This window comes from Mesorhizobium sp. ORM8.1 (genome assembly GCF_053005525.2).
The window spans coordinates 1,865,747-1,885,842 of the sequence record NZ_CM132600.1 but is presented as its reverse complement, the minus strand read 5'-3'; the positions used below and the strand labels follow the sequence as shown (position 1 = coordinate 1,885,842).

General features: G+C 63.7%; 20 protein-coding genes and 2 pseudogenes. 14 read left to right on the top strand and 8 right to left on the bottom strand.

The features are described 5' to 3' along the window. Positions 1–27: 27 nt before the first annotated feature. Positions 28–942, bottom strand: coding sequence for a LysR substrate-binding domain-containing protein (locus ACVDG8_RS09920; protein ID WP_447254547.1), 915 nt, complete (start codon positions 940–942; stop codon positions 28–30). Between the two features lie 99 nt (positions 943–1,041). On the opposite strand from ACVDG8_RS09920, the gene ACVDG8_RS09915 reads away from it, so the two are divergent. From ACVDG8_RS09915 to sbmA, 3 genes are all read left to right on the top strand, one after another. Next, positions 1,042–1,233, top strand: a complete 192-nt coding sequence (locus ACVDG8_RS09915) for a hypothetical protein (RefSeq protein WP_447257290.1) — start codon at positions 1,042–1,044, stop codon at positions 1,231–1,233. A 367-nt stretch (positions 1,234–1,600) separates the two neighbouring features. Next, entirely contained in the window at positions 1,601–2,716 is a 1,116-nt protein-coding gene (locus ACVDG8_RS09910) for a YbfB/YjiJ family MFS transporter (RefSeq protein ID WP_455707820.1), read from the top strand. Between the two features lie 118 nt (positions 2,717–2,834). Continuing rightward, positions 2,835–4,088, top strand: coding sequence for a peptide antibiotic transporter SbmA (gene sbmA, locus ACVDG8_RS09905; protein ID WP_447254545.1), 1,254 nt, complete (start codon positions 2,835–2,837; stop codon positions 4,086–4,088). A 27-nt stretch (positions 4,089–4,115) separates the two neighbouring features. Here the strand turns inward: sbmA and ACVDG8_RS09900 are convergent, their stop codons facing one another. Further along, positions 4,116–5,123, bottom strand: coding sequence for a polysaccharide deacetylase family protein (locus ACVDG8_RS09900; protein ID WP_447254544.1), 1,008 nt, complete (start codon positions 5,121–5,123; stop codon positions 4,116–4,118). Between the two features lie 214 nt (positions 5,124–5,337). On the opposite strand from ACVDG8_RS09900, the gene ACVDG8_RS09895 reads away from it, so the two are divergent. After that, positions 5,338–6,003 carry a tetratricopeptide repeat protein gene (locus ACVDG8_RS09895; protein ID WP_447254543.1) on the top strand — a complete coding sequence of 222 codons (666 nt, stop codon included), beginning with the start codon at positions 5,338–5,340 and terminating at the stop codon, positions 6,001–6,003. Between the two features lie 6 nt (positions 6,004–6,009). Continuing rightward, positions 6,010–7,437, top strand: a complete 1,428-nt coding sequence (gene der / locus ACVDG8_RS09890) for a ribosome biogenesis GTPase Der (RefSeq protein WP_447254542.1) — start codon at positions 6,010–6,012, stop codon at positions 7,435–7,437. A gap of 1 nt (position 7,438) precedes the next feature. Here the strand turns inward: der and ACVDG8_RS09885 are convergent, their stop codons facing one another. Next, positions 7,439–8,359, bottom strand: a complete 921-nt coding sequence (locus ACVDG8_RS09885) for a LysR substrate-binding domain-containing protein (RefSeq protein WP_447254541.1) — start codon at positions 8,357–8,359, stop codon at positions 7,439–7,441. Between the two features lie 115 nt (positions 8,360–8,474). Between ACVDG8_RS09885 and ACVDG8_RS09880 the strand changes: the two genes are divergently transcribed. From ACVDG8_RS09880 to ACVDG8_RS09850, 7 genes are all read left to right on the top strand, one after another. Then, complete coding sequence (locus ACVDG8_RS09880; protein ID WP_447254540.1) at positions 8,475–9,773, top strand: MFS transporter; 1,299 nt, start codon at positions 8,475–8,477, stop codon at positions 9,771–9,773. A 140-nt stretch (positions 9,774–9,913) separates the two neighbouring features. Further along, the gene (locus ACVDG8_RS09875) at positions 9,914–11,101 is read left to right on the top strand and encodes a cell wall hydrolase (RefSeq protein ID WP_447254539.1); all 1,188 of its coding nucleotides are present in this window, start codon (positions 9,914–9,916) and stop codon (positions 11,099–11,101) included. A 334-nt stretch (positions 11,102–11,435) separates the two neighbouring features. Continuing rightward, positions 11,436–11,828, top strand: a complete 393-nt coding sequence (locus ACVDG8_RS09870; protein WP_447254538.1) for an AtpZ/AtpI family protein — start codon at positions 11,436–11,438, stop codon at positions 11,826–11,828. 65 nt (positions 11,829–11,893) lie between these two features. After that, positions 11,894–12,655, top strand: coding sequence for a F0F1 ATP synthase subunit A (locus ACVDG8_RS09865; protein WP_447254537.1), 762 nt, complete (start codon positions 11,894–11,896; stop codon positions 12,653–12,655). Between the two features lie 78 nt (positions 12,656–12,733). Beyond that, positions 12,734–12,958 carry a F0F1 ATP synthase subunit C gene (locus ACVDG8_RS09860; protein WP_447254536.1) on the top strand — a complete coding sequence of 75 codons (225 nt, stop codon included), beginning with the start codon at positions 12,734–12,736 and terminating at the stop codon, positions 12,956–12,958. Positions 12,959–13,017: 59 nt separating this feature from the next. Then, positions 13,018–13,593 carry a F0F1 ATP synthase subunit B gene (locus tag ACVDG8_RS09855; protein WP_447254535.1) on the top strand — a complete coding sequence of 192 codons (576 nt, stop codon included), beginning with the start codon at positions 13,018–13,020 and terminating at the stop codon, positions 13,591–13,593. An 11-nt stretch (positions 13,594–13,604) separates the two neighbouring features. Beyond that, positions 13,605–14,096 (top strand): F0F1 ATP synthase subunit B, encoded by a 492-nt coding sequence (locus ACVDG8_RS09850; protein WP_447254534.1) that lies wholly within the window; start codon positions 13,605–13,607, stop codon positions 14,094–14,096. 232 nt (positions 14,097–14,328) lie between these two features. Here ACVDG8_RS09850 and ACVDG8_RS09845 read toward each other — a convergent pair whose 3' ends face one another. Continuing rightward, a complete protein-coding gene (locus tag ACVDG8_RS09845; RefSeq protein WP_447254533.1) occupies positions 14,329–15,024 on the bottom strand; it encodes a ribonuclease HII in 696 nt (231 codons plus the stop codon). Positions 15,025–15,171: 147 nt separating this feature from the next. After that, positions 15,172–16,326 (bottom strand): PA0069 family radical SAM protein, encoded by a 1,155-nt coding sequence (locus ACVDG8_RS09840; protein WP_447254532.1) that lies wholly within the window; start codon positions 16,324–16,326, stop codon positions 15,172–15,174. 149 nt (positions 16,327–16,475) lie between these two features. On the opposite strand from ACVDG8_RS09840, the pseudogene ACVDG8_RS09835 reads away from it, so the two are divergent. Then, positions 16,476–16,978, top strand: a pseudogene (locus ACVDG8_RS09835) (glycosyltransferase family 2 protein). 160 nt (positions 16,979–17,138) lie between these two features. Beyond that, positions 17,139–18,113, top strand: coding sequence for a hypothetical protein (locus tag ACVDG8_RS09830; protein ID WP_447254530.1), 975 nt, complete (start codon positions 17,139–17,141; stop codon positions 18,111–18,113). Positions 18,114–18,120: 7 nt separating this feature from the next. Here ACVDG8_RS09830 and ACVDG8_RS09825 read toward each other — a convergent pair whose 3' ends face one another. From ACVDG8_RS09825 to ACVDG8_RS09815, 3 genes and pseudogenes are all read right to left on the bottom strand, one after another. Continuing rightward, on the bottom strand, positions 18,121–18,546 hold the full coding sequence (locus ACVDG8_RS09825; protein WP_447254529.1) for a GFA family protein: 426 nt from the start codon (positions 18,544–18,546) through the stop codon (positions 18,121–18,123). A gap of 122 nt (positions 18,547–18,668) precedes the next feature. Then, on the bottom strand, positions 18,669–19,226 hold the full coding sequence (gene moaB / locus ACVDG8_RS09820; RefSeq protein ID WP_447254528.1) for a molybdenum cofactor biosynthesis protein B: 558 nt from the start codon (positions 19,224–19,226) through the stop codon (positions 18,669–18,671). Continuing rightward, positions 19,226–20,082, bottom strand: a pseudogene (locus tag ACVDG8_RS09815) (4-(cytidine 5'-diphospho)-2-C-methyl-D-erythritol kinase). Before ACVDG8_RS09815 ends, moaB begins: the two are co-directional and overlap by 1 nt. Positions 20,083–20,096: the final 14 nt, after the last annotated feature.

The window sequence follows — 20,096 nt, the reverse complement described above, 5'->3', positions numbered from 1 at the left end:
TCGGAATAGATCATGCTCAAAATGGGCTCAAGCGGCGCTGTCGAACGCCTGGAACTGCGCCATCGTCATCTCGATCTCCTCGCGGATCCACGCCTTGAAGTCGCGCACCTTGCGGCTTTCGCTCTTTGTGGCCGAGGTCACCAGCCAGTAGCCGAGCCCGCTTTGCGCCCGTACGCCGAAGGGCGCGATCAGCCTGCCGTCGGCCAACGCATCGGCGGTCAACAATTGCCAGGCCAGCATCACGCCGTGGCCGGCGATCGCCGATTCCAGGCAAAGCATCGGGTCGGTGAAGCGGGCGCCTTTCTGGAAGGTGACGGGCTTGACGCCGGCTGCCTTGAACCAGCTGTCCCAATTGATCATCGCCCGCTCGTCGGTGATGGCGCAGGTCTGCGCCAGGTCCTCGATCGAATGCAGCTTGGCCGCGATCGACGGCGCGCAGACCGGGAAGACTTCCTGCGCCAGCAGCAGCTCGGCCCGGCCGCCGGGCCATGTGCCATCGCCCAGCCGGATGGCGATGTCGATGTCGGAATGGTCGAGATCGGCGATCCTGACGGAAGCGTCGATACGCAGGAGCACATTTGGATGCCGGGAAAAATGTCGCGACAGCCGCGGCAGCAGCCATTTCGAGGCGAAGGCCGGCGCCACCGAAACCACCAGCGTGCATTGGTTCGCCTCGTCGACCAGCGCCACCGCTTGCGCAAGCTCGCGAAAACCGTCGCTCAGCCGCTGGGTGAAAGCCAGGCCGAATTCCGTCGGCACCAGACCGGACGGCGTGCGTTCGAACAGCGCCTGGCCGAGCTGGCTTTCCGTGCGCTTGACTTGCTGGCTGACGGCGCTGACCGAGACATTGAGCTCGGCCGCCGCTGCCGCCAGCGATCCCAGCCGGGCGACGGTTTCCACGGCGCGCAAGCCGTTGAGATGGACGCGGTTCAACATAGCCATTCAGTTTTTCTAAACTGGCCGGACCGAAATCTCAATTGAAACCGCGCGAGGAAAGGCGGATTTTAGCGACAGAAGGATCAGGCCTTGGAGGCACGTCCGATGAAGATTTTATCCTTCCTGAAGGGACTTTCTGGCGCCGGGGCAGGGCAACCTCACGACAACGACATTGTCCGCTGGGTCGTCGACCCGCTGTCGCATCCGGTTCTTGATACGATGTCCGAGCGCGAGCTCGGCGACATGCCGTTTCGCTTGACGGCATATCGGACAGCGCACGAAACGGCGAATTGCTGAAGATCGCTCTTGGGAAGTGACGCTCACCGGGAGGCGAGGCGCTGCAACCATGGTGTACAGCCCGCTGTCGTCAGCGCTGCCCCTCATTGCCCTGCCGGGCATTTCTCCCCGTATAGTGACGGGGAGAAAGGGCTAGGCGCCAGCGCTGCGACTTTGCCTTCTCCCCGTTCACGGGGAGAAGGTGGCCCGAAGGGCGGATGAGGGGCGGCGCCGAGTGGAAGATTTTGGCGCCAATCCGGTGCAGGCGATCTTTCCACGATCGTCAGACTGGCCCAACATAAGCGCATTGTCTCCTCCCTCGGCGCGTCTATTTTGCGCCGCGATGAACGCCGCCTCGCCATCTCCCTTGCGTCTCGCCTTTGCCGGTATGGCAGCGCTTGCCGTTGCCATGGGCATCGGCCGCTTCGTCTACACGCCGATCCTGCCCGGTATGATGGAGGAACTGCATCTGACCCCGGCCGATGCCGGCTGGATCGCGTCGGCCAATTATCTCGGCTACCTCGTCGGCGCCTTGGCCGCGGCCGGCGGCTGGGCGCATGGCCGCGAACGCCTGCTGATGTTTTCAAGCCTCGCCGCCAGCGCCCTGCTGGCCGGCCTGATGGGCCTCAACGAGACGATGGTAGCCTTTCTCATCATCCGCTTCCTCGCTGGTCTCGCCAGCGCCTTCGTCATGGTGTTCATGTCGTCGATCGTCTTCAGCCACCTGGCCGCCGGCGGGCGCGGCGACCTGCAGGCGCTGCATTTCGGCGGCGTTGGCCTCGGCATTGCGGCATCCTCGGCGCTGCTTGCCATCCTCGTCACCGAGCATGCCGGCTGGTCGGCCGGCTGGCTGTGGTCGGGCGTCATTTCGCTGGCGGGGCTGCTCGTCGTCGCGCTGCTTGCCGGCTCGGCCACCACGGCCAACGGCGTCGCCGGCCACGAACCGTCGCTGCCGCGAGACACGTCCCTGGTGAAGATGATCGTCGCCTACGGCCTGTTCGGCTTCGGCTATGTGGTGACCGCGACCTTCCTCGTCGCCATCGTCCGCCAGGGCGGCGGCAGCCATGTCTTCGAGGCAAGCGTCTGGATGGTCACCGGGCTTGCCGGCTTTCCATCGACCTGGCTGTGGCAAAAGCTCGCCGTCAGGATAGGACTCTATGGCGCTTACGCCTTGAGTTGCCTGATCGAAGTGGTTGGCGTCACGGCCAGCGTCGTCGTCAAAGGATCCGCCGGGCCGCTGATAGCCGGCGTCCTGCTCGGCGGCACGTTCATCGCCATCACCGCGCTCGGCCTGCAGGCGGCGAGGCAGTTGGCGCCGCAAGCGCCGCGCCGCATCTTCGCGGTGATGACGGCGGCCTTCGGCCTTGGCCAGATCGTCGGCCCGATCGCCGCCGGCCTGCTCGCCCAGGCTTCGGGCAATTATACCCTTGCCTCGGTCATGGCTGCGGCCGCTCTGCTGGTGTCCGGTTTCATCGCCTGGTCGGCTGCGCCAAAATCGCCATGATTTGCGGCCTTGCTCTCTGCAGGGCATCGGGCGCGCAGGCATTTTCTTTCCCCCTAATGTGTGACTTTATGCCCGCTGTTGTCAGCTGATTTGCGCATCGATTCGAGGAACCCCCACAGTGTTCGTATCCTTCTTCCCGCAGCCGAAGCTATTTTTCACCTCGGCCGCAGTCTGGAGCCTTGCGGCGGTTTTGTTCTGGTTTTTTGGAGGTGAGCAGTTGGGTGCCGTCTTCGGACTGCCGCCTGCCGCTAATACGATCGTAGGCGTCGCTGTGTTTTGGTCTAAGTCTTTTATCTGGTTTTACATGTATTACGCGGTCGTCGTACTATCCTTTTATCTATTTTGGTCTTTGTACAGCCCTCATCCTTGGCAAAACTGGTCGATATTGGGATCTTCACTGATCCTTTTTGTAACATATTATCTTGTTCAAGTGGATGTAGCATTCAATACTTGGTATGGGCCATTCTACGACTTGATCCAGAAAGCTCTGGCAAAGCCCTTCTCCACGACGCCCTGGGATTTTTACAGCCAGCTTCTGACGATTCTTTGGGTCGCGCTCATGGCGGTGACAATTGGATCCCTCAATAGGTTTTTTGTTAGCCATTGGGTATTCAGGTGGCGCACCGCGATGAATGACTACTACATGAGTAATTGGGATCGTCTGCGCCACATTGAGGGAGCATCACAGCGTGTCCAGGACGATACGATGAGATTTTCAACGATGGTGGAGGGGCTGGGTGTAAATCTAGTCAGTTCCATCATGACGCTAATCGCCTTTTTGCCTATTTTGTTGGTTCTTTCAACCAGCGTTACAGAGCTGCCAATTGTTGGTGAAGTGCCGCATTCGCTTGTCGTGGTCGCCATTCTGTGGTCGATTTTCGGAACAATGTTTCTTTGGTTGGTTGGTATCAAACTTCCTGGGCTGGAATTTCGCAATCAACGCGTGGAGGCGTCCTATCGTAAAGAGCTGGTTTTTGGCGAGGATGATGAAAATCGTGCGTCACCCCCGACCATTCAACAATTATTTGGAAATGTTAGGAAGAATTACTTCAGGCTGTATTTCCACTATGTGTATTTTAACATAGCCAGAATATTTTATCTGCAGATCGATAACATATTTCCTTATTTTGTTCTCGTTCCGACAATGGTTTCCGGAAAAATCACGTTTGGGGTGTTCAATCAGATTCTCAATTCTTTTGATCAGGTTCGAACGTCATTTCAATATCTGGTAAGATCGTGGTCTGACGTCGTGGTGCTAATCTCGATCTACAAACGTCTTCGAGCCTTTGAAGCGACTTTGGAAGGTGGGGAACTACCCAGTATCGACCGCCGCTTTATTGAGCGCCAGGCAAAAGAGCCCGATCCTGCTTGAGGGTAGGAGCGGAATTCGGTCGGCGGCTCAGCCGCCCACCGCCGTCTGCGCCGTGCCGGCACCTTGCCGCGCGGCATAATCGCGAAAACTGATGCACTCGACATCCGTCTTGACGCAAACCTCGCCGGCGAGGCGCTCCAGCGCGTTCCAGTAGGCGCCGTCATTCATCAGCGTGAAATGGAAGCCGAGCTCCAGCGGCAGCCGCTTGCCATTGTACTGAGCGTCGAAAGCGGCGCGGAATGTCTGGTAGGCGCGCTCGGTGAATTCGACAGCCTGGGCCGGTTTTTCGGTGGCACCGGAATGGCGGACATAGAGATTGTAATCCATGGCGACCACCGGCTTGGCCTTCGGTCCTTCCGGAACAAGCGGCAGGGCAAAGCGCATTGTGCCGTTCACGGTCGGCGGCAGGGCAGGGCCTTTCGAGACGCCGCTGGCGTCATACTGGAAACCGGCCTCCGGCAGCGCCTCGTAAAGTGCGTTGTTGGTCGACAGATAGGGCGCGCGGAACCCGACCAGCGCATGGTGCGCGAAATCGTGCCAGCCGGCCGGCTCCGGGATGCCGTTGATGGCATAGGCGTTTTCGAAGATGCGCCGGACGGAGGCAAACTCGGCCAGCCAATCGGCCTTGCTCCAGTCTTTGCCGTCGAAGTGGCCGCAGGCATGGCTGCCGATGTCGTGGCCCTCGGCGGCCGCCAGCCTGACCTGCTCCAGCCGGTCGGCCACGTCCTGCCTGGAGGCGGCGAAGCCGACATTGGATTTGCCGGCGGCCCTGCCGGGTCCAGAGTACTGTGAGCGCGTGTCTGGCGAAAGCAGGAAGACGCAGGACAGGAAATAGGTGAAATGCGCGCCGGTGCGCTTTGCCAGCGCCCGACTGCGCTGCCATTGCGAGATCTCGCGTGCCGCGTCGAAGGAAATCAGCACGATCTGTTTGGGCTTTGGCGCAGCCGCCGCCGCTTTGGGCGGATCGGCGAAGGCCGCACTGGTGGCGGCAAGCGAGGCGAGACTGAACCCAAGGACACGGCACGAACGAAGCATGGGCAACCTTCTGGCAGGACCGTTTCCGGCCGGTTGGAAGCCGGCTATCGCCCAAATGTGGCGCCGATGAGGTCCGGCAAGCCCGGAGGTTCCCCCAGAGGTTCCATTGGCTTGTCCCGCCGATTTTCCGGCCCGCCCCCTTCCATGCGGACAAATATTCGCTAAAACGCGGGCTCAAGAAGCGCCCCACCCGGGGCAGCAATGGTTTTGATTGATGTCGGACGATAGTTTTATTCGCGAAGTCAACGACGAGATGCGTCGCGAGCAGGCGCAGAAGCTGTGGGACCGTTTCGGCCCGGCTCTGCTCGGTCTGGCGATCCTGGTTGTGCTCGGCACAGCCGCCGTCGTCGGCTACCGCTATTGGGACGAGACCCGCGCCAACCGCTCGGGCGACGCTTTCTCGGCGGCGCTCAAGCTCGCCAATGACGGCAAGAGTGACGAGGCGATCGCCGCGCTCGATCAGCTGGAAAAGGACGGCTACGGCGCCTATCCGCTGCTTGCCCGCATGCGTGCCGCGACCGTCAAGGCCGACAAGGGCGACGTCGACGGCGCGGTCAAGGATTTCGACGCGGTCGCGGCCGACACGGCCATTCCGACCGGCATCCGCGACATCGCGCGGCTGAGGGCGGCGCTGCTGCTTGTCGATCACGGCTCCTTCGCCGATGTCTCCAGCCGCGTCGAGGCGCTCACAGCCGACACCAATCCGCTGCGCCATTCGGCACGCGAGGCGCTTGGCCTCGCCGCCTGGAAGGACGGCAAATCGCAGGATGCTCTCAAATTGTTCGACCAGATCTCTTCGGATGACGGCGCCCCGCGCAATGTGCGCCAGCGCGCGCAGCTTATGTCCGAACTGATCCGTGGGTCGGGCAACGCGTCGTGACCCCCGATGTCGTTCAAAGTCGCCATCATCGGCCGGCCTAACGTCGGCAAATCGACTCTTTTCAATCGGCTGGTCGGAAGAAAGCTGGCGCTTGTCGACGACACGCCGGGCGTGACACGCGACCGCCGCGTCCATGCGGCAAAACTCTACGACCTGCATTTCGACGTCATCGACACCGCCGGTTTCGAGGATGCCGCGGCCTCGACGCTGCCCGGCCGCATGCGCCAGCAGACCGAGATCGCCATCCGCGAGGCGGATCTTATCTTCTTCACCATCGATGCAAAGTCGGGCCTGTTGCCCGACGACCGCACCTTTGCCGAGATCGTGCGCAAGTCCGGCAAGCCGGTGGTGCTGGTCGCCAACAAGGCCGAGGCCAAGGGCGCCCAGGGCGGCATGCTCGAGGCCTGGGAACTGGGCCTGGGCGAGCCGATCCCGGTCTCGGCCGAGCACGGCCAGGGCATGCCCGATCTGCGCGACGCGGTGATCGCCGCACTTGGCGAGGAACGTGCCTTCGGCGAGGAAGAGGACGAGGCCGACGAGATCGCCGCCAGCGAAGTGCTGATCGGCGAGGACATCGCCGATCCGGATGCTGAAGCCACCTATGACGACACCAAGCCGATGCGCATCGCCGTCGTCGGCCGTCCCAACGCCGGCAAGTCGACGCTGATCAATGCGCTGATCGGCGAGGAGCGGCTGCTGACCGGCCCGGAAGCCGGCATCACCCGCGATTCGATTTCCGTCGACTGGGATTGGCGCGGCCGCCGGGTCAAGCTGTTCGACACCGCCGGCATGCGCCGCAAGGCCAGGATTCACGAAAAGCTGGAAGTGATGTCGGTGCAGGACGGCCTGCGCGCCATCCGCTTCGCCGAGATCGTCATCATCGTGCTCGACGCCACCATCCCCTTCGAGAAGCAGGACCTGCAGATCGCCGATCTGATCATCCGCGAGGGCAGGGCGCCGGTGATCGCGTTCAACAAATGGGATCTGATCGACAACCCGCAGGAATTGCTCGCCGAGCTGCGCGAAAAGACCGGGCGGCTTTTGCCGCAGGTGCGCGGCATCCAGGCCGTCACCGTCTCGGCCGAAACCGGACGCGGCCTCGACAAGCTGATGGACGCCGTCATCAAGACCCACAAGGTGTGGAACAGCCGTGTGTCGACCGGCAAGCTCAACCGCTGGCTGGAAAGCATATTGGCGCATCATCCGCCGCCCGCCGTTGCCGGCCGCCGGCTCAAGGTCAAATATGTTACCCAGGCCAAGACCCGCCCGCCGGGTTTTGTCGTCCAGTGCTCGCGGCCGGACGCCATGCCGCAATCCTATGTCCGCTACCTGTCGAACAGCCTGCGAGAGGCCTTCGACATGCCGGGGGTGCCGATCCGCATCGCGCTGCGCACCTCGGACAATCCTTTCGCGGGTCGGGCGAAGAAGCGCTGAGCTAAGCGACCTCTCGCAGCCCTTCACCTGGTCTCGATCCCTCCGGCAGCGTCTCCACCGCCGCCTGCAGCAGGATCTCCGCCAGCCGCGCCGCCACCGGATCGAGCTCGGCATCCCTCTGGTGCAGATGCAGCGCCATCTTCGGCAAGGCCGGCAGATCCAGCGTTCCCGGCACGATCGCCCTGACATTGGCGGGCAGGCCGATATCGGTGCGGATGGTCAGGCCGAGGCCGGCGGCCACCGCCGCCCAGATGCCGCCGAGGCTTGGACTGGAAAAGGCCATGCGCCAGGCGATGCCGGCGCGGTCGAGCGTCTCCGTCGCCACGGTTCTGAGCAGGCAAGGCGCGTCGAGCGCCACCATCGACAAGACCTCGCCTTCGCCTAACCGCACGTCCAAGGGTTTGGCCGGACCGATCCAGCGCATCTGCACGTCGGCGACAGGACGGCTGTAAGGCAGCGTCGCGCCATCGTGCCAGGCGAGCGCGATATCGAGGCTCCCCGACAGGATACGCTCGACAAGGTCGTGGCTGCGCCCGATCCGCGCCTCGATGCGCACCTTCGGATGAGCGCGGGCAAACCGGCCGAGCACGTCGGGCAGCACGGCCTCGCCGAAATCCTCCTGCAGGCCAAGCCGCACCCAGCCTTCCAACTCGATGCCGCGAATGGCCGAGGCAGCCTCGTCATTGAGCTCGATCAACCGTCGCGCATAGCCGAGCATCGTCTCGCCGGCCTCGGTCAGCGCCAGGCCGCGCCCCGCCTTGCGGAAGATCGGCGTCGCGGCCTGTTCCTCGAGCTTCTTCAACTGCGCGCTAACGGCCGATGTCGAGCGTCCAAGCCGTTCGGCCGCCTTGGCGAAGCTGCCCAGCTCCATGCCGGTGACGAAAGTCCTCAAGACATCGAGATCGAATGTAACGCGGCGCATAGTACCATCCTGATTTTCAGGATTATTGATCAAAAACTTCCTGATTTTATGGATAAAGCTATGGCGCTACATCCTGCCCGTCAAGCCGCTCGACCGGCATCACGGGAATTCAATCATGTCTGCCATTGTTACGCCCGCCCATATTACGCCCGCCAATATTACGCCTAGCGAATGCCTGCCGCTTCCAGCGGCCGCATCTGTTCATCGGAGCTTCGGGCCAAATCACCGCTGGAAGGTGCTGGGCATCGGCGTTGCCGCCAATGCCGGCTTCTCCGCCACTTTCTCCGGCATTCCGGCCACCGCCGTGGTGATGCGCCAGGGCTATCACCTCGACAACGCCTCGCTTGGGCTGGCGCTTGGTCTCCTTGGCCTCGGCGTTGCGCTCAGCGAACTGCCCTGGGGCGCGCTCACCGATCGCTGGGGCGACCGTCGCGTGCTTCTGACCGGGCTCGGCGCGACTGCGGCGTGGCTCTTCATCATGGCGATCCTCGTCGTGCCGACAAAACTAGCCGTTCCAGGCGTCACGCTGCTTTCGGCAAGCCTGCTCGTCGCCGGCCTGCTCGGCGGCAGCGTCAACGGTTCCAGCGGCCGCGCCATCATGGGCTGGTTCCGCGAAGGCGAGCGCGGCTTTGCCATGAGCATCAGGCAGACGGCGGTGCCGCTCGGCGGCGGCCTTGGCGCGCTGGTCCTGCCCTCGCTTGCCCAAAACTTCGGCTTTGCCGCTGTCTTCGGCCTGCTGGCGGCCGTCTCCACCATCGCTGCCTTCTTTGCCTGGCGCTGGCTGCATGAGCCGCCTGCCGAAGGCAGCGGTGCCGCCGCTGCGACCGTCAGCGGCCCGGCGCCGCTGCGCAACATCGAAGTCTGGCGGATCTCGATCGCGATAGGCCTGCTCTGCTTCCCGCAGGTCGCCGTGCTGACCTTCGCCTCGGTCTTCCTGCACGACTTCGCCGGCATGGGCACCTGGGTGACCAGCGCCACGCTTGGCGTTGTGCAGGCCGGCGCCATGACGATGCGCGTCTGGAGCGGCCGTTTCACCGATCGTCACGGCAACCGCCGGCCCTTCCTCAGGCTCTGCAGCGCGCTGAGCGCCTTGGCCTTTGCGATTCTGTGGCTGCTGGTGCTGGCAGCCGGCAGCCAACCGGCTTTGATGGTGGCGTTGCCTTTCATGGTGGTCGTCGCCGGCATTTCCGTCTCGGCCTGGCATGGCGTCGCCTACACCGAGCTCGCCACGCTTGCCGGCGCCGGCCATGTCGGCACCGCGCTCAGCCTCGCCAACAGCTTCGTCTTCATCGGCTTCTGCCTGGTGCCGATCGCCATTCCGTGGCTTCTGGTGCTCTTTGCGTGGCACGGCGTGTGGCTGGCCGCTGCTGCCTGCGCGGCGATCGCCTGGCCAATCTTCCTGCGGCAGGCCTGAACTTTTCGCCGATTCTTTTGCAGAAACGAGAGGTCGGCTCGCCGCCAACTTGAAAAGAACACGATCGATGTCGTTAACCCCGCATCAAGGTTAATGCTTCACTTTGGCTCTCCGGGGTCAGTAGCGTTCTGGAGAGTTCAGTGCATCGACGCGTTTCAATGCGGCTTGCCGCCGTCGCCGCCGTTGCGAGAAAACGTTCCTTCCTTCCACCATTGGTTCTGGGGCTCGGCATCTGGGTCGGCTTCCCCTCGGTCGTCGCCTATCAGGACATGGCGAGCCTGGTGTCCGGGCTGGAAACGCCCAACGCCCGCTGGAACGCTTATATCGAGAAATCGGCCGCCGGCTCGGTGCATGCGGCCGAAATGCCGTTCGTCGATTCCACCACCACCGGCTCGCTCTCCGGCTCGGGCATGAATTTGCCGGGCGTCGGCACCGTCGCCTTTCGCGGCAAGGGCAGCGCCGTCGGCGTAACGCCTGACGAGGACCGCGTCGTGCGCGCCGACAAGAAGGGGCGCCTGGTGCAGATATCGCCGGTCACGCCGCCGAAAAATTTCAGCGCCGGCTCGATCTTCGAGCGCTCCTCCTCGCTGATCCAGCCAAGCATGGACAGCGATCTCAAGCTCACCTTCGCCAAGCCGGGCATCAGGGGCAAGGAAGTCCAGATCGCCCAGGCCTTCCATCTGCGCGAGGACAAGAAGCCGGATCCCGATGTGCCGGCGGCCCTTGTCGCGCTGATCAACAACGACAAGCCGGATATCCTCGCCACCGCCTATGCCCAGGCGGCGCCCGATTACGCCAAGGCATCACCCTTCGAAGCCCTGTTGCAGGACGAGGAGCCGAACAACGGCCGCTTCATCCCGCCGATGGGCAAGGGCGACCATGCCTGGCTGCAGAACCCGCTGCCGGCGAGCGTCTTTTCCAAGCCCGAACAGGCCTGCCTCGCCAAGGGCATCTATTTCGAGGCGCGCAGCGAGCCTGTGCGCGGCCAGGCCGCGGTTGCGCAGGTGATCCTCAACCGCGTCCGCAACCCCGCCTATCCGAAGACCATCTGCGGCGTCGTCTACCAGAACGACGACTGGTTCAACCGCTGCCAGTTCTCCTTCGCCTGCGACGGCAGGAAGAAGACCATCACCGAACAGGCTTCCTACAAGACCGCGCAGGATGTCGCCATGGCGGTGACGGCCGGCAAGATATTCATTCCCGAAGTCGGCTCGTCGACGCATTACTACGCCAATTACGTCCATCCGGGTTGGGCGCGCGCCATGCACAAGATGACCAGAATCGGCCTGCACATCTTCTACCGCACCTATGGCGGCGGCTGGAGCTGAGCCGTTTAAGCGGCTCCACTCGAGCCGTTCAAGCGGCTCCACTCGAGCCGCTCGGGTGGTTCGAACCGAACCACTAAGCGACCTCTTCGGCACTGCTCCACGCGGCCCTTCCTCCATGCCGATCGGCGCGCCTTCGCGCACGGATTCGCACCGAGTCCTCACGCGGGCGTGAAGGGCACGATGTCGCACCTCCATAAGCCGTTGATTTTACTGGCGAAAATACATCGCTCTGAAGTTCGGTCCGTGGCTTGACGGGCGCGGACCCTCTAACTATGTTGCCGGCGACTTTAGAAGCGGACGGACGGCAATCGTCTGCCCGGGCAGGGGGGTTGCGATGGCCGACAAAACCGGGCCAGACGGAACCGGAGAAACCGGCCGCGGCAGGCAGCCAGACGCCACCATCCGCGACGACGAACTTGAGCGCCGCCGGCGCAGTCTCGAAGCATCGCTTGCGACGAGGCGGCCGGACCGGCCTGAGGGGAAAGGCGAAGCCAACGCCGCGACCGGTTACGGTCAGGCACTGAAGCTGTCCAGCGAGTTCATCGCCGGAGTGGTGGTTGGTGTCGGCTTAGGCTGGTTTGTCGACCGGCTGGCGGGAACAGCGCCATTTGGGCTGATCGTCGGTTTGTTGTTGGGTTTTGGCGCGGGCGTGCTCAACGTCCTGCGTTCGTCGGGGCAGGTGGCGCAGTTCGGACAGGACGGCAAGCCTCGCGAACCGAAGCAATGAAGTGGCGCCATTCTGGCGCGGGTTTAGAGAAGTGAAGCCGATTGTGGCTTTGACGGGGATTTAAAGTGGCTGCTGCTGACAAGGTCGATCCGATCCACCAGTTCCAGATCCATCCGATCATCCCGCTGCATATTGGCGGCTACGACATCTCCTTCACCAATTCCGCGCTGTTCATGGTCGTGACGGTCATCCTCGCGTCCGCCTTCCTCTACATGAGCACCGCCAGCCGCGCCCTGATCCCCGGCCGCCTGCAGTCGGTTTCCGAAATGGCCTACGAGTTCGTCGGCAACATGCTGCGCGATGCCGCCGGCAAGCAGGGCATGCAGTTCTTCCCGCTGGTGTTCTCGCTGTTCATGTTCGTGCTGGTCGCCAACCTGATCGGCCTGTTCCCTTATTTCTTCACCGTCACCAGCCACATCATCGTCACCTTCACTCTGGCGATCCTGGTCATCGGCACCGTCATCGTCTATGGCTTTGCCAAGCACGGCTTCGGCTTCCTCAAGCTGTTCGTTCCGGCTGGCGTGCCCGGTTATCTTCTGCCGCTGGTGGTGGCGATCGAAATCATCTCCTTCGTCTCGCGTCCCGTCAGCCTCTCGGTTCGTCTTTTCGCCAACATGCTGGCCGGCCACATCACGCTGAAAGTATTCTCAGGCTTTGTCGTCAGCCTCAGCGCGTTTGGCGCCTTGGGCATTGCCGGCTCGGTGCTGCCGCTTGCGATGGCGGTTGCGCTCTCCGCGCTCGAACTGCTGGTCGCCTTCTTGCAGGCCTACGTGTTCGCGGTGCTGACCTGCATGTATCTGAACGACGCCCTGCACCCGAGCCACTGATCGATTTTACCGGCGCCCCGGCGCCAGCATACCCAACATACCAACTGCAACGAACACGCAAACCACAGGAGTTTTGAAATGGACGTAACTGCAGCAGCTGCTATCGGCGCTGGCATCGCCTGCATCGGCATGGGCGGCGCGGGCATCGGCCTAGGCAACATCTTCGGCAGCTACCTCTCGGGTGCGCTGCGCAACCCGTCGGCTGCCGATGGCCAGTTCGGCCGCCTGATCTTCGGCTTCGCCGTGACCGAAGCTCTGGGCATCTTCTCGCTCCTGATCGCTCTGCTCCTGGTCTTCAAGTAAGAAGCGCGCGCTGACAAAAGGGGCCGCATGGTGCGGCCCCGTACGGACAGGGGAATGAGATGTTCGTGACATCTGCCTTTGCGCAAGAAACCGCGCCGGCCGCAGGCGATACGCATTCGGGCACTGCGGTGCCTGCTGCGGAGCATGAGGCGTTCCCGCCGTTCGATCCCAAGACCTTTCCGTCGCAGATCCTGTGGCTGGTCATCACCTTCGGGCTCTTCTATCTGTTCCTGAAGCGAGTGGTGATGCCGCGTCTCGGCGGCATCATCGATGTGCGTAACGACCGCATCACCCAGGATCTCGACCATGCCGCAAGGCTGAAGGGCGAGGCCGACGCCGCCGTTGCCGCCTATGAGCAGGAACTGGCGGAAGCCAAGGCCAACGCCAACAAGATCGGCCAGCAGGCCAGCGACGCCGCCAAGGCGGAGGCCGAGACGGCGCGCAAGAAGGTCGAGGCCGAGCTGGACAAGAAGCTTGGCGAGGCCGAGGCAAGCATCGCCTCGATCAAGGCCAAGGCGATGAAGGAAGTCGGCACGATCGCCGAGGACACGACGTCGGCCATCGTCGAGGCGCTCGTCGGCGGCAAGACCGACAAGGCCGAGATCGCGGCCGCCGTCAAATCCGCGGGCCGGTGAGGAGCGAGATCATGGACGCCACATCACTCGCGACACTTTGGGCAACCATTGCCCTGATCATCTTCCTCGGCGCCATCATCTATCTGAAGGTGCCGGGCATGCTGACCAAGTCGCTCGACGCCCGCGCGGCCAAGATCGGCAGCGAGCTCGAAGAAGCCCGCAAGCTTCGTGAAGAGGCCCAGCAGCTGCTCGGCCAGTATCAGCAGAAGCGCAAGGAAGCCGAGAAGGAGGCCGCCGACATCGTCGCCGCGGCCAAGCGCGAAGCCGAAATGCTGGCAAGCGAAGCGCATCAGAAGACCGAGGACTACGTCACGCGGCGCACCGCGCTTGCCGAGCAGAAGATCGCCCAGGCCGAGCGCGAGGCCGTCAGCGAAGTGCGCGCCTCAGCCGTCGACATCGCCGTCGAGGCCGCCCGCGTGCTGCTTGCCGCCAAGGTCGATGCCAAGGCAGGCGCCGATTTGTTCAAATCCGCGCTGCAGGACGTCAAGGCCAAGCTGAACTGAGCGCTGCTTAAGTCGCCAACATGAAGCCGCCCGGGCAACCTGGCGGCTTTTTTGAGCGCAGATAATCTCCCCCTCGAGGGGGAGATGTCGCCGAAGGCGACAGAGGGGGTCGGTCCGACTGGGCGCGGCGCACCATTTGGCGCAGACACCGGTGGTAAGAGCAAGTTGGCGCTTCACGCGCGGCGACCCCCTCTGCCTGCCGGCCATCTCCCCCTCGAGGGGGGAGATTACGCTAGTCAAGCCCGGCGAAGCTCTCTTCCTCAACCACTTCCACACCACCCAGCCTGAACGGCGCGAACGACGCCCGGTGCAGCCTTGCCACCGGGCCATGCGCCTCGATGGCGGTGCGGTGCCGCACCGTCGCGTAGCCCATATGCACCTCGAAGCCGTAGCGTTCATGGTGGCCGCCGCAGCCGCACATCATGCGGTCGCGCATCACCTTGGCGATGATCGAGGCGGCGGCGATCGATTGCGAGCGCTGGTCGCCCTTGATCAGCGCGCGGCCCTCGCAGGCCAGGCCGGGCGGAATGTCGCGGCCGTCGGCCAACGCCAGCTTAGGCCGCAACGACAGGCCGGCGGCTGCGCGGCGCATCGCTTCCAAGCTGGCCTTCAAAATGTTGCTGTTGTCGATGCCCTCGGCACTGATCGACGCCATCGACACACTGAGCGCGGAACCCAGGATTTTCACGAACAGCGCCTCGCGCTGCAAATGCGTGAGCCGCTTGGAATCGTCGAGGCCCTCGGGGATGTTGGCCGGATTGAGCACCACCGCCGCGGCCACCACCGGCCCGGCCAGCGGCCCGCGACCGGCCTCGTCCATGCCGGCGACCGGCCATAGGCCGTCGGCTATCGCCTTGGTTTCGATGGAGAAGTCGGGCTTCTCGACCATTTCGAAGAGAAGCGGAGAATCGGAACGCGCGCGAGCCATGGTGCGGCGAGGTTCGCATCGGCTCCGATTCTCCGCAAGTCCTTCCGGGTCGGATGGGGCGTCGGACCGGGAAGGCACCGTCTCACGGCCGGGGGACAGGCCGGACGGGATCTTTACGCCGGGGGCTCTCGCCACCCGGCATGATGTTCAAAGCAGCATCAACTGCTCGCTCGTATTGGCGCCGGCAACGAACTGGTCGACCCTGAGCGTGCGCCGCTCGGCATTGAGGCCGAGCCGCTTGGCGGCGATCTCGAAGCGCCGGCCGATCTGCCAGGCATAGGGACCGGCGCCCTTCATGCGCTTGCCCCATTCCGAATCATAGTCCTTGCCATCGCGCATCGAGCGGATCAGCGACATCACGTGCCGGTAACGGTCCGGATAGTGGCGCAGCAGCCAGTCCTTGAAGATCGGCGCCACTTCGAGCGGCAGGCGCAGGATGACATAGCCTGCCTCCCTGGCTCCGGCGGCGCGCGCCGAATCGAGGATGCGCTCCAACTCCGGATCGGTCAGCCCGGGAATGATCGGCGCCACCATCACCGAGGCCGGGATGCCGGCGTCCGACAACTGCCGGATCGCCTCCAGCCGCTTCGTCGGCGTCGATGCGCGCGGCTCCATCGTGCGCGCCAGCATGCGATCGAGCGTCGTCACCGACAGCGCCACCTTGGCAAGGCCGCGCTCGGCCATGCGTGCCAGGATGTCGATGTCGCGCGTCACCAGCGCTGATTTGGTGACGATGCCGACCGGATGGCCGCGCGCCTCCAGCACCTCCAGGATCTCGCGCATGATCCGGTACTGCTTCTCGATCGGCTGGTAGGGATCGGTGTTGGTGCCGATGGCGATGGTGCGCGGCTGGTATCCCGGCTTCGACAATTCCTTGTCGAGCATACGAGCCGCATCCGGCTTGGCGAACAGTTTCGATTCGAAATCGAGCCCCGGCGACAGGCCCATGAAGGCGTGCGTCGGCCTGGCGAAGCAATAGACGCAGCCATGCTCGCAGCCGCGATAGGGGTTGATCGACCGGTCGAAGGAAATGTCGGGCGATTCGTTGCGGGTGATGATGGTGCGCGGCTTCTCGACCTGCACCTCGGTCTTGAAGGGTGGCAATTCCTCAAGCGAGTTCCAGCCGTCATCGAACACATGACGGCTGACCGGCTCGAAGCGGCCGGACGGGTTGATGCCGGCCGAGCGGCCGCGATTGCGGTCGGGCCGCACACGCATGCCGCTCTGTTCGATCATCGCATTTGCCATCTCGGCCCTGCCTGCTCCGAAAGCGGCAATGTCGGCGCGCACGATCTGTTCCATTTTCGCCCTCTCCCAGGGACTGTCCGCAGGCTGTCGAATCGGTCTGTTCATGAAACTATTCCTATTTTGTTGATGAGAACAAAGCAAGAACTTTTTGCACTGCGATGCGGAACTGGCGCGATGCCTGGCTTTCGGCTATTCGGCTAAGAATGCTCAGCGTTCTCATCGAAACCAGGAACGACGAAGAGGGCCTTGCCCGCACGCTCGCCTCGCTGGTCGGCGGCGCGGTCGAGGGTGTCGTGCGCGATGTCATCGTCTGCGATACCGGTTCGACCGACCAGACGCACCGGGTGGCCGAACATGCGGGCTGCAACTACGTCACCGGCGGCGTCGCGGCCGGCATCGGCCAGGCCAGGGGCGACTGGCTGCTGCTGCTTGAGCCGGGCGCGCGCTTGTCCGAAGGCTGGATCGAAGAGGTTGCGGCTCACACGGCAAAGCAGACCATGCCGGCGCGCTTCTCCCGCGCGCGGGGCAATCGCGCGCCGTTCTTGGCAAGGGTCTTCTCCGGCAACCGCGCGCTGGCCGAGGGTCTCGTCATCAGCAAGCGCCAGGCCGCCGCGCTTGCCAAAAGCGCGCGAGTGCCGAAGCGCTGGCGCGCGGTCTCGCCACCAGAAGGCTGAATGCCGAGATCTGGGTCGCGCCGCCCAAGTGACGCCGATGCAGTTTTCTGTGGGAAAATTTACCGCACCTCTATTGTGCATTGCACAAAATCCTGGTTAGCATCGTTATTACGCGGCGCAATCGGGTTTGGGTAACAGCGCAGCGGCGACAAGCCGACGCCTCGTCGGACGCCGTTCATTACGAGGACCTTGATGAATCCTGTAACCCCAGACCTATCCGGCGCGGCCAGCCTGGAGGCCATCGCCCGCAACGGCAGCCTGTTCAGGCGCATCGCCGCGCGCATCCCGACCTATCTGACGGACCTTCGCGAGAACCCGGCCTGGCTGCCGATGTTCATGCTGGCGCGCACCATGCCGGGTCGCCGCATGCATTGGCTCGGCGCCAAACGCGCCCGGCCGATCGAGAATGCGGGAGAGACGATGTTCACCGGCGTCGACCGCGACGGCGTGGTCGAGGCGTTGCGTTCGGATGGCCTGTTTTCAGGTCTCATGCTGCCGCCGGCAATCCATGAAGAGATCGCCGCCTTCGCAGCCAACACGCCATGCTTCGGCAATTTCGATCGCCGTCTCGAATTCATGCCGCTAGAGCATGCCGAGGCTGAGCAGCGTCTCGGTCGCTCGCTGCTCAGCGGGCATTATTTCGAGCGCATCCTGGATTGCCCGGCAGCCTTGGCCATCCAGAGGGATCCGCTGCTTCTCGATGTCGCCCGGCACTATCTCGGCGGCCAGGCCAAGCTGATCACCACGCGCGTCTGGTGGAGCTTCCCGACCGGCAAGGCGTCCGACGCCGACAAGAACCTCGCTTCGCTCGGCAAATATCATTTCGACCTCGACGACTGGCGCATGCTGAAATTCTTTTTCTATCTGGTGCCGGTCGATGCCGGCACGGGCCCGCATGTCTTTGTTCGCGGCAGCCATAAGCGCAGGGCGCTCAAACATCAGCTGACGCTTCTGGTCGGCCATGCCGCCGAAGACGTTCTCGCCGTCTACGGTCCGCAAAGTCCGGTTACGCTGACGGGAGAAGCAGGGCTTGGCTTTGTCGAGGATCCGTTCGGCTTCCACATGGGCACGGTGCCGGCGCAAACGCCGCGCCTGATGATGGAGGTCGGCTTCGGCGTCTCAAAGCCGTCGCGTCGCCGCTTCCATGGCGAGCCGGTGATCCGCTGACCAGGGGTCAAATCCCCCGGAGTTCAATGGGCATCCAGGCGCCACGGCGCCTGGCCAGGCGTTGCTCGCGCGTCTCGGCGTCGTAGCGGACCGGGACCGGCTCGCGGGAGAATTGGTCGCGATCGTCGAGCGCGTTGACGATGATGATCGCTCTGGCATCGTCGCCAGTTCCCGCAACGGCGGCGACATAGACGCCGCAGTCGCGGCACAGGAGATAGTCGGCGGTGCGCAAACCAAAGCGGTAGACCTGCAGGCGCTCCCTGTCCTCGATCGACACCACCAGTTTGCCGTTCGGATCGGCTGCCGCGCGCGAGCCGTGCCGAATGCAGAACGAGCACTGACAGGCGCGGATTTCCAGTTCGGCAGAATCGATCCCGGTGGAGAAGCTCAGGCGGATGTTGCCGCAATGGCAGCCGCCGTTGCGAACACTCATGGCTTGCCCCTTGTTCGCTCGCACAAGGTACTTTGCTGGCAACAGCTTCGGAATGGCGCCTTGAAGGCTGAAGCTTGGTTTATCCTGGCAAACGAAATGCCGATAGACAGTCCTGCCTTGGTTTACGAGCCGGACCTGCCGCTGCGCCGCAGATGCTCGTCGAGGCGCGGCATGATCTCGACGAAGTTGCAGGGCATGTGCCGGTAGTCGAGCTGCGCCTTGATGATGCCGTCCCAAGCGTCCTTGCAGGCGCCGGGCGAGCCCGGCAGCACGAAGACGAAGGTGGCGTTGACGACGCCGCCGGTCGCCCGGCTCTGGATCGTCGAGGTGCCGATCTTGTCATAGGAAATGCGGTGGAAGACTTCGGAAAAGCCGTCCATTCGCTTCTCGAAGATCGGCTCCAGCGCTTCCGGTGTCACGTCACGGCCGGTGAAGCCGGTACCGCCGGTGGTGATGACGACATCGATCCCCTTGTCCCGCGACCAGCCAAGCACCTTGTCGCGGATTTTTTCCTGGTCGTCGGTGACGATGTCGCGCGCGGCAAGCATATGGCCGGCCTCCGTGATCCGGTCGGCCAGCGTCTGGCCGGATCTATCCTCGGCGAGGCTGCGTGTGTCCGAAACGGTCAGCACCGCGATGCGCACTGGAATGAAAGGCCGGCTCTCGTCGAGCTTTGCCATCAGTCGGCCTCCATGCTGCGCGTCGCCGCCACGAACCAGTCGGGATGGCGGGTGCGGATTTCCACCGCCGCGCGCTTGGCGACATTGCCGGTTTCGAACAGGCCAAAGCAGGTGGCGCCGGAACCGGACATCCGTATGAAGGCCGCGTCGGCCCTTTTGAGGGCCCTGAGCGCTTCGCCGATCGCCGGCTGGATGGAGCGGGCGGCAGTCTCGAGATCGTTGCGCGTCGTCTCCAGCCAGTTGCGGATCGAGTGGAAGTCGAGGCGCTTCGGTAGTGGCGGCAGCGCCTCATTGTCGCGCCTGGAGAGCGCCTTGAACACGTCCGGTGTCGGGACAACCACGGCCGGGTTGACGAGAACGAGGCCGAGCGACGGGAACCCGGCCACCGGCGACAGATCATCGCCTATGCCGCGCGCGAGCAGCGGTTTGGCCTTCAGGCACATCGGCAGGTCGGCGCCGAGCGACAGGCCGATCCGGGCCAGCGAATTGCTGTCGACATCGAGTTTCCACAGCTGCACCAGTCCGTTGAGCGCGGCCGCCGCGTCACTGGAGCCGCCGCCGATGCCGGAGGCAATCGGCAGGTTCTTTTCAATCGGATGGCGACGGGCGGCGTCCGCTCCGCGCCGGCTTCGCGGCGCAACGCGTCGCGCGCCTTCACCACCAGATTGCCGTCGTCGAGCAGCAGCCCGTCGGCATAACGGCCCGATATCGTAAAGGCGTCCTGCTCGGCCGGCTCGATCTCCAGCCGATCGCCGAAGCGGGTGAAGACGGCAAGGCTGTCGAGCAGATGATAACCATCGGCGCGCTGTCCGGTCACATGCAGCGCCAGATTGATCTTGGCAGGCGCAAGCCACATCCGGGCTTGCGTCC

Coding starts and splice junctions, on each gene's coding strand:
- ACVDG8_RS09920 (WP_447254547.1), bottom strand. CDS start 942: ATGGCTATGTTGAACCGCGTCCATCTCAACGGCTTGCGCGCCGTGGAA.
- ACVDG8_RS09915 (WP_447257290.1), top strand. CDS start 1,042: ATGAAGATTTTATCCTTCCTGAAGGGACTTTCTGGCGCCGGGGCAGGG.
- ACVDG8_RS09910 (WP_455707820.1), top strand. CDS start 1,601: ATGGCAGCGCTTGCCGTTGCCATGGGCATCGGCCGCTTCGTCTACACG.
- ACVDG8_RS09900 (WP_447254544.1), bottom strand. CDS start 5,123: ATGCTTCGTTCGTGCCGTGTCCTTGGGTTCAGTCTCGCCTCGCTTGCC.
- ACVDG8_RS09895 (WP_447254543.1), top strand. CDS start 5,338: ATGTCGGACGATAGTTTTATTCGCGAAGTCAACGACGAGATGCGTCGC.
- der (WP_447254542.1), top strand. CDS start 6,010: ATGTCGTTCAAAGTCGCCATCATCGGCCGGCCTAACGTCGGCAAATCG.
- ACVDG8_RS09885 (WP_447254541.1), bottom strand. CDS start 8,359: ATGCGCCGCGTTACATTCGATCTCGATGTCTTGAGGACTTTCGTCACC.
- ACVDG8_RS09880 (WP_447254540.1), top strand. CDS start 8,475: ATGTCTGCCATTGTTACGCCCGCCCATATTACGCCCGCCAATATTACG.
- ACVDG8_RS09870 (WP_447254538.1), top strand. CDS start 11,436: ATGGCCGACAAAACCGGGCCAGACGGAACCGGAGAAACCGGCCGCGGC.
- ACVDG8_RS09860 (WP_447254536.1), top strand. CDS start 12,734: ATGGACGTAACTGCAGCAGCTGCTATCGGCGCTGGCATCGCCTGCATC.
- ACVDG8_RS09855 (WP_447254535.1), top strand. CDS start 13,018: ATGTTCGTGACATCTGCCTTTGCGCAAGAAACCGCGCCGGCCGCAGGC.
- ACVDG8_RS09850 (WP_447254534.1), top strand. CDS start 13,605: ATGGACGCCACATCACTCGCGACACTTTGGGCAACCATTGCCCTGATC.
- ACVDG8_RS09845 (WP_447254533.1), bottom strand. CDS start 15,024: ATGGCTCGCGCGCGTTCCGATTCTCCGCTTCTCTTCGAAATGGTCGAG.
- ACVDG8_RS09840 (WP_447254532.1), bottom strand. CDS start 16,326: ATGGAACAGATCGTGCGCGCCGACATTGCCGCTTTCGGAGCAGGCAGG.
- ACVDG8_RS09830 (WP_447254530.1), top strand. CDS start 17,139: ATGAATCCTGTAACCCCAGACCTATCCGGCGCGGCCAGCCTGGAGGCC.
- ACVDG8_RS09825 (WP_447254529.1), bottom strand. CDS start 18,546: ATGAGTGTTCGCAACGGCGGCTGCCATTGCGGCAACATCCGCCTGAGC.
- moaB (WP_447254528.1), bottom strand. CDS start 19,226: ATGGCAAAGCTCGACGAGAGCCGGCCTTTCATTCCAGTGCGCATCGCG.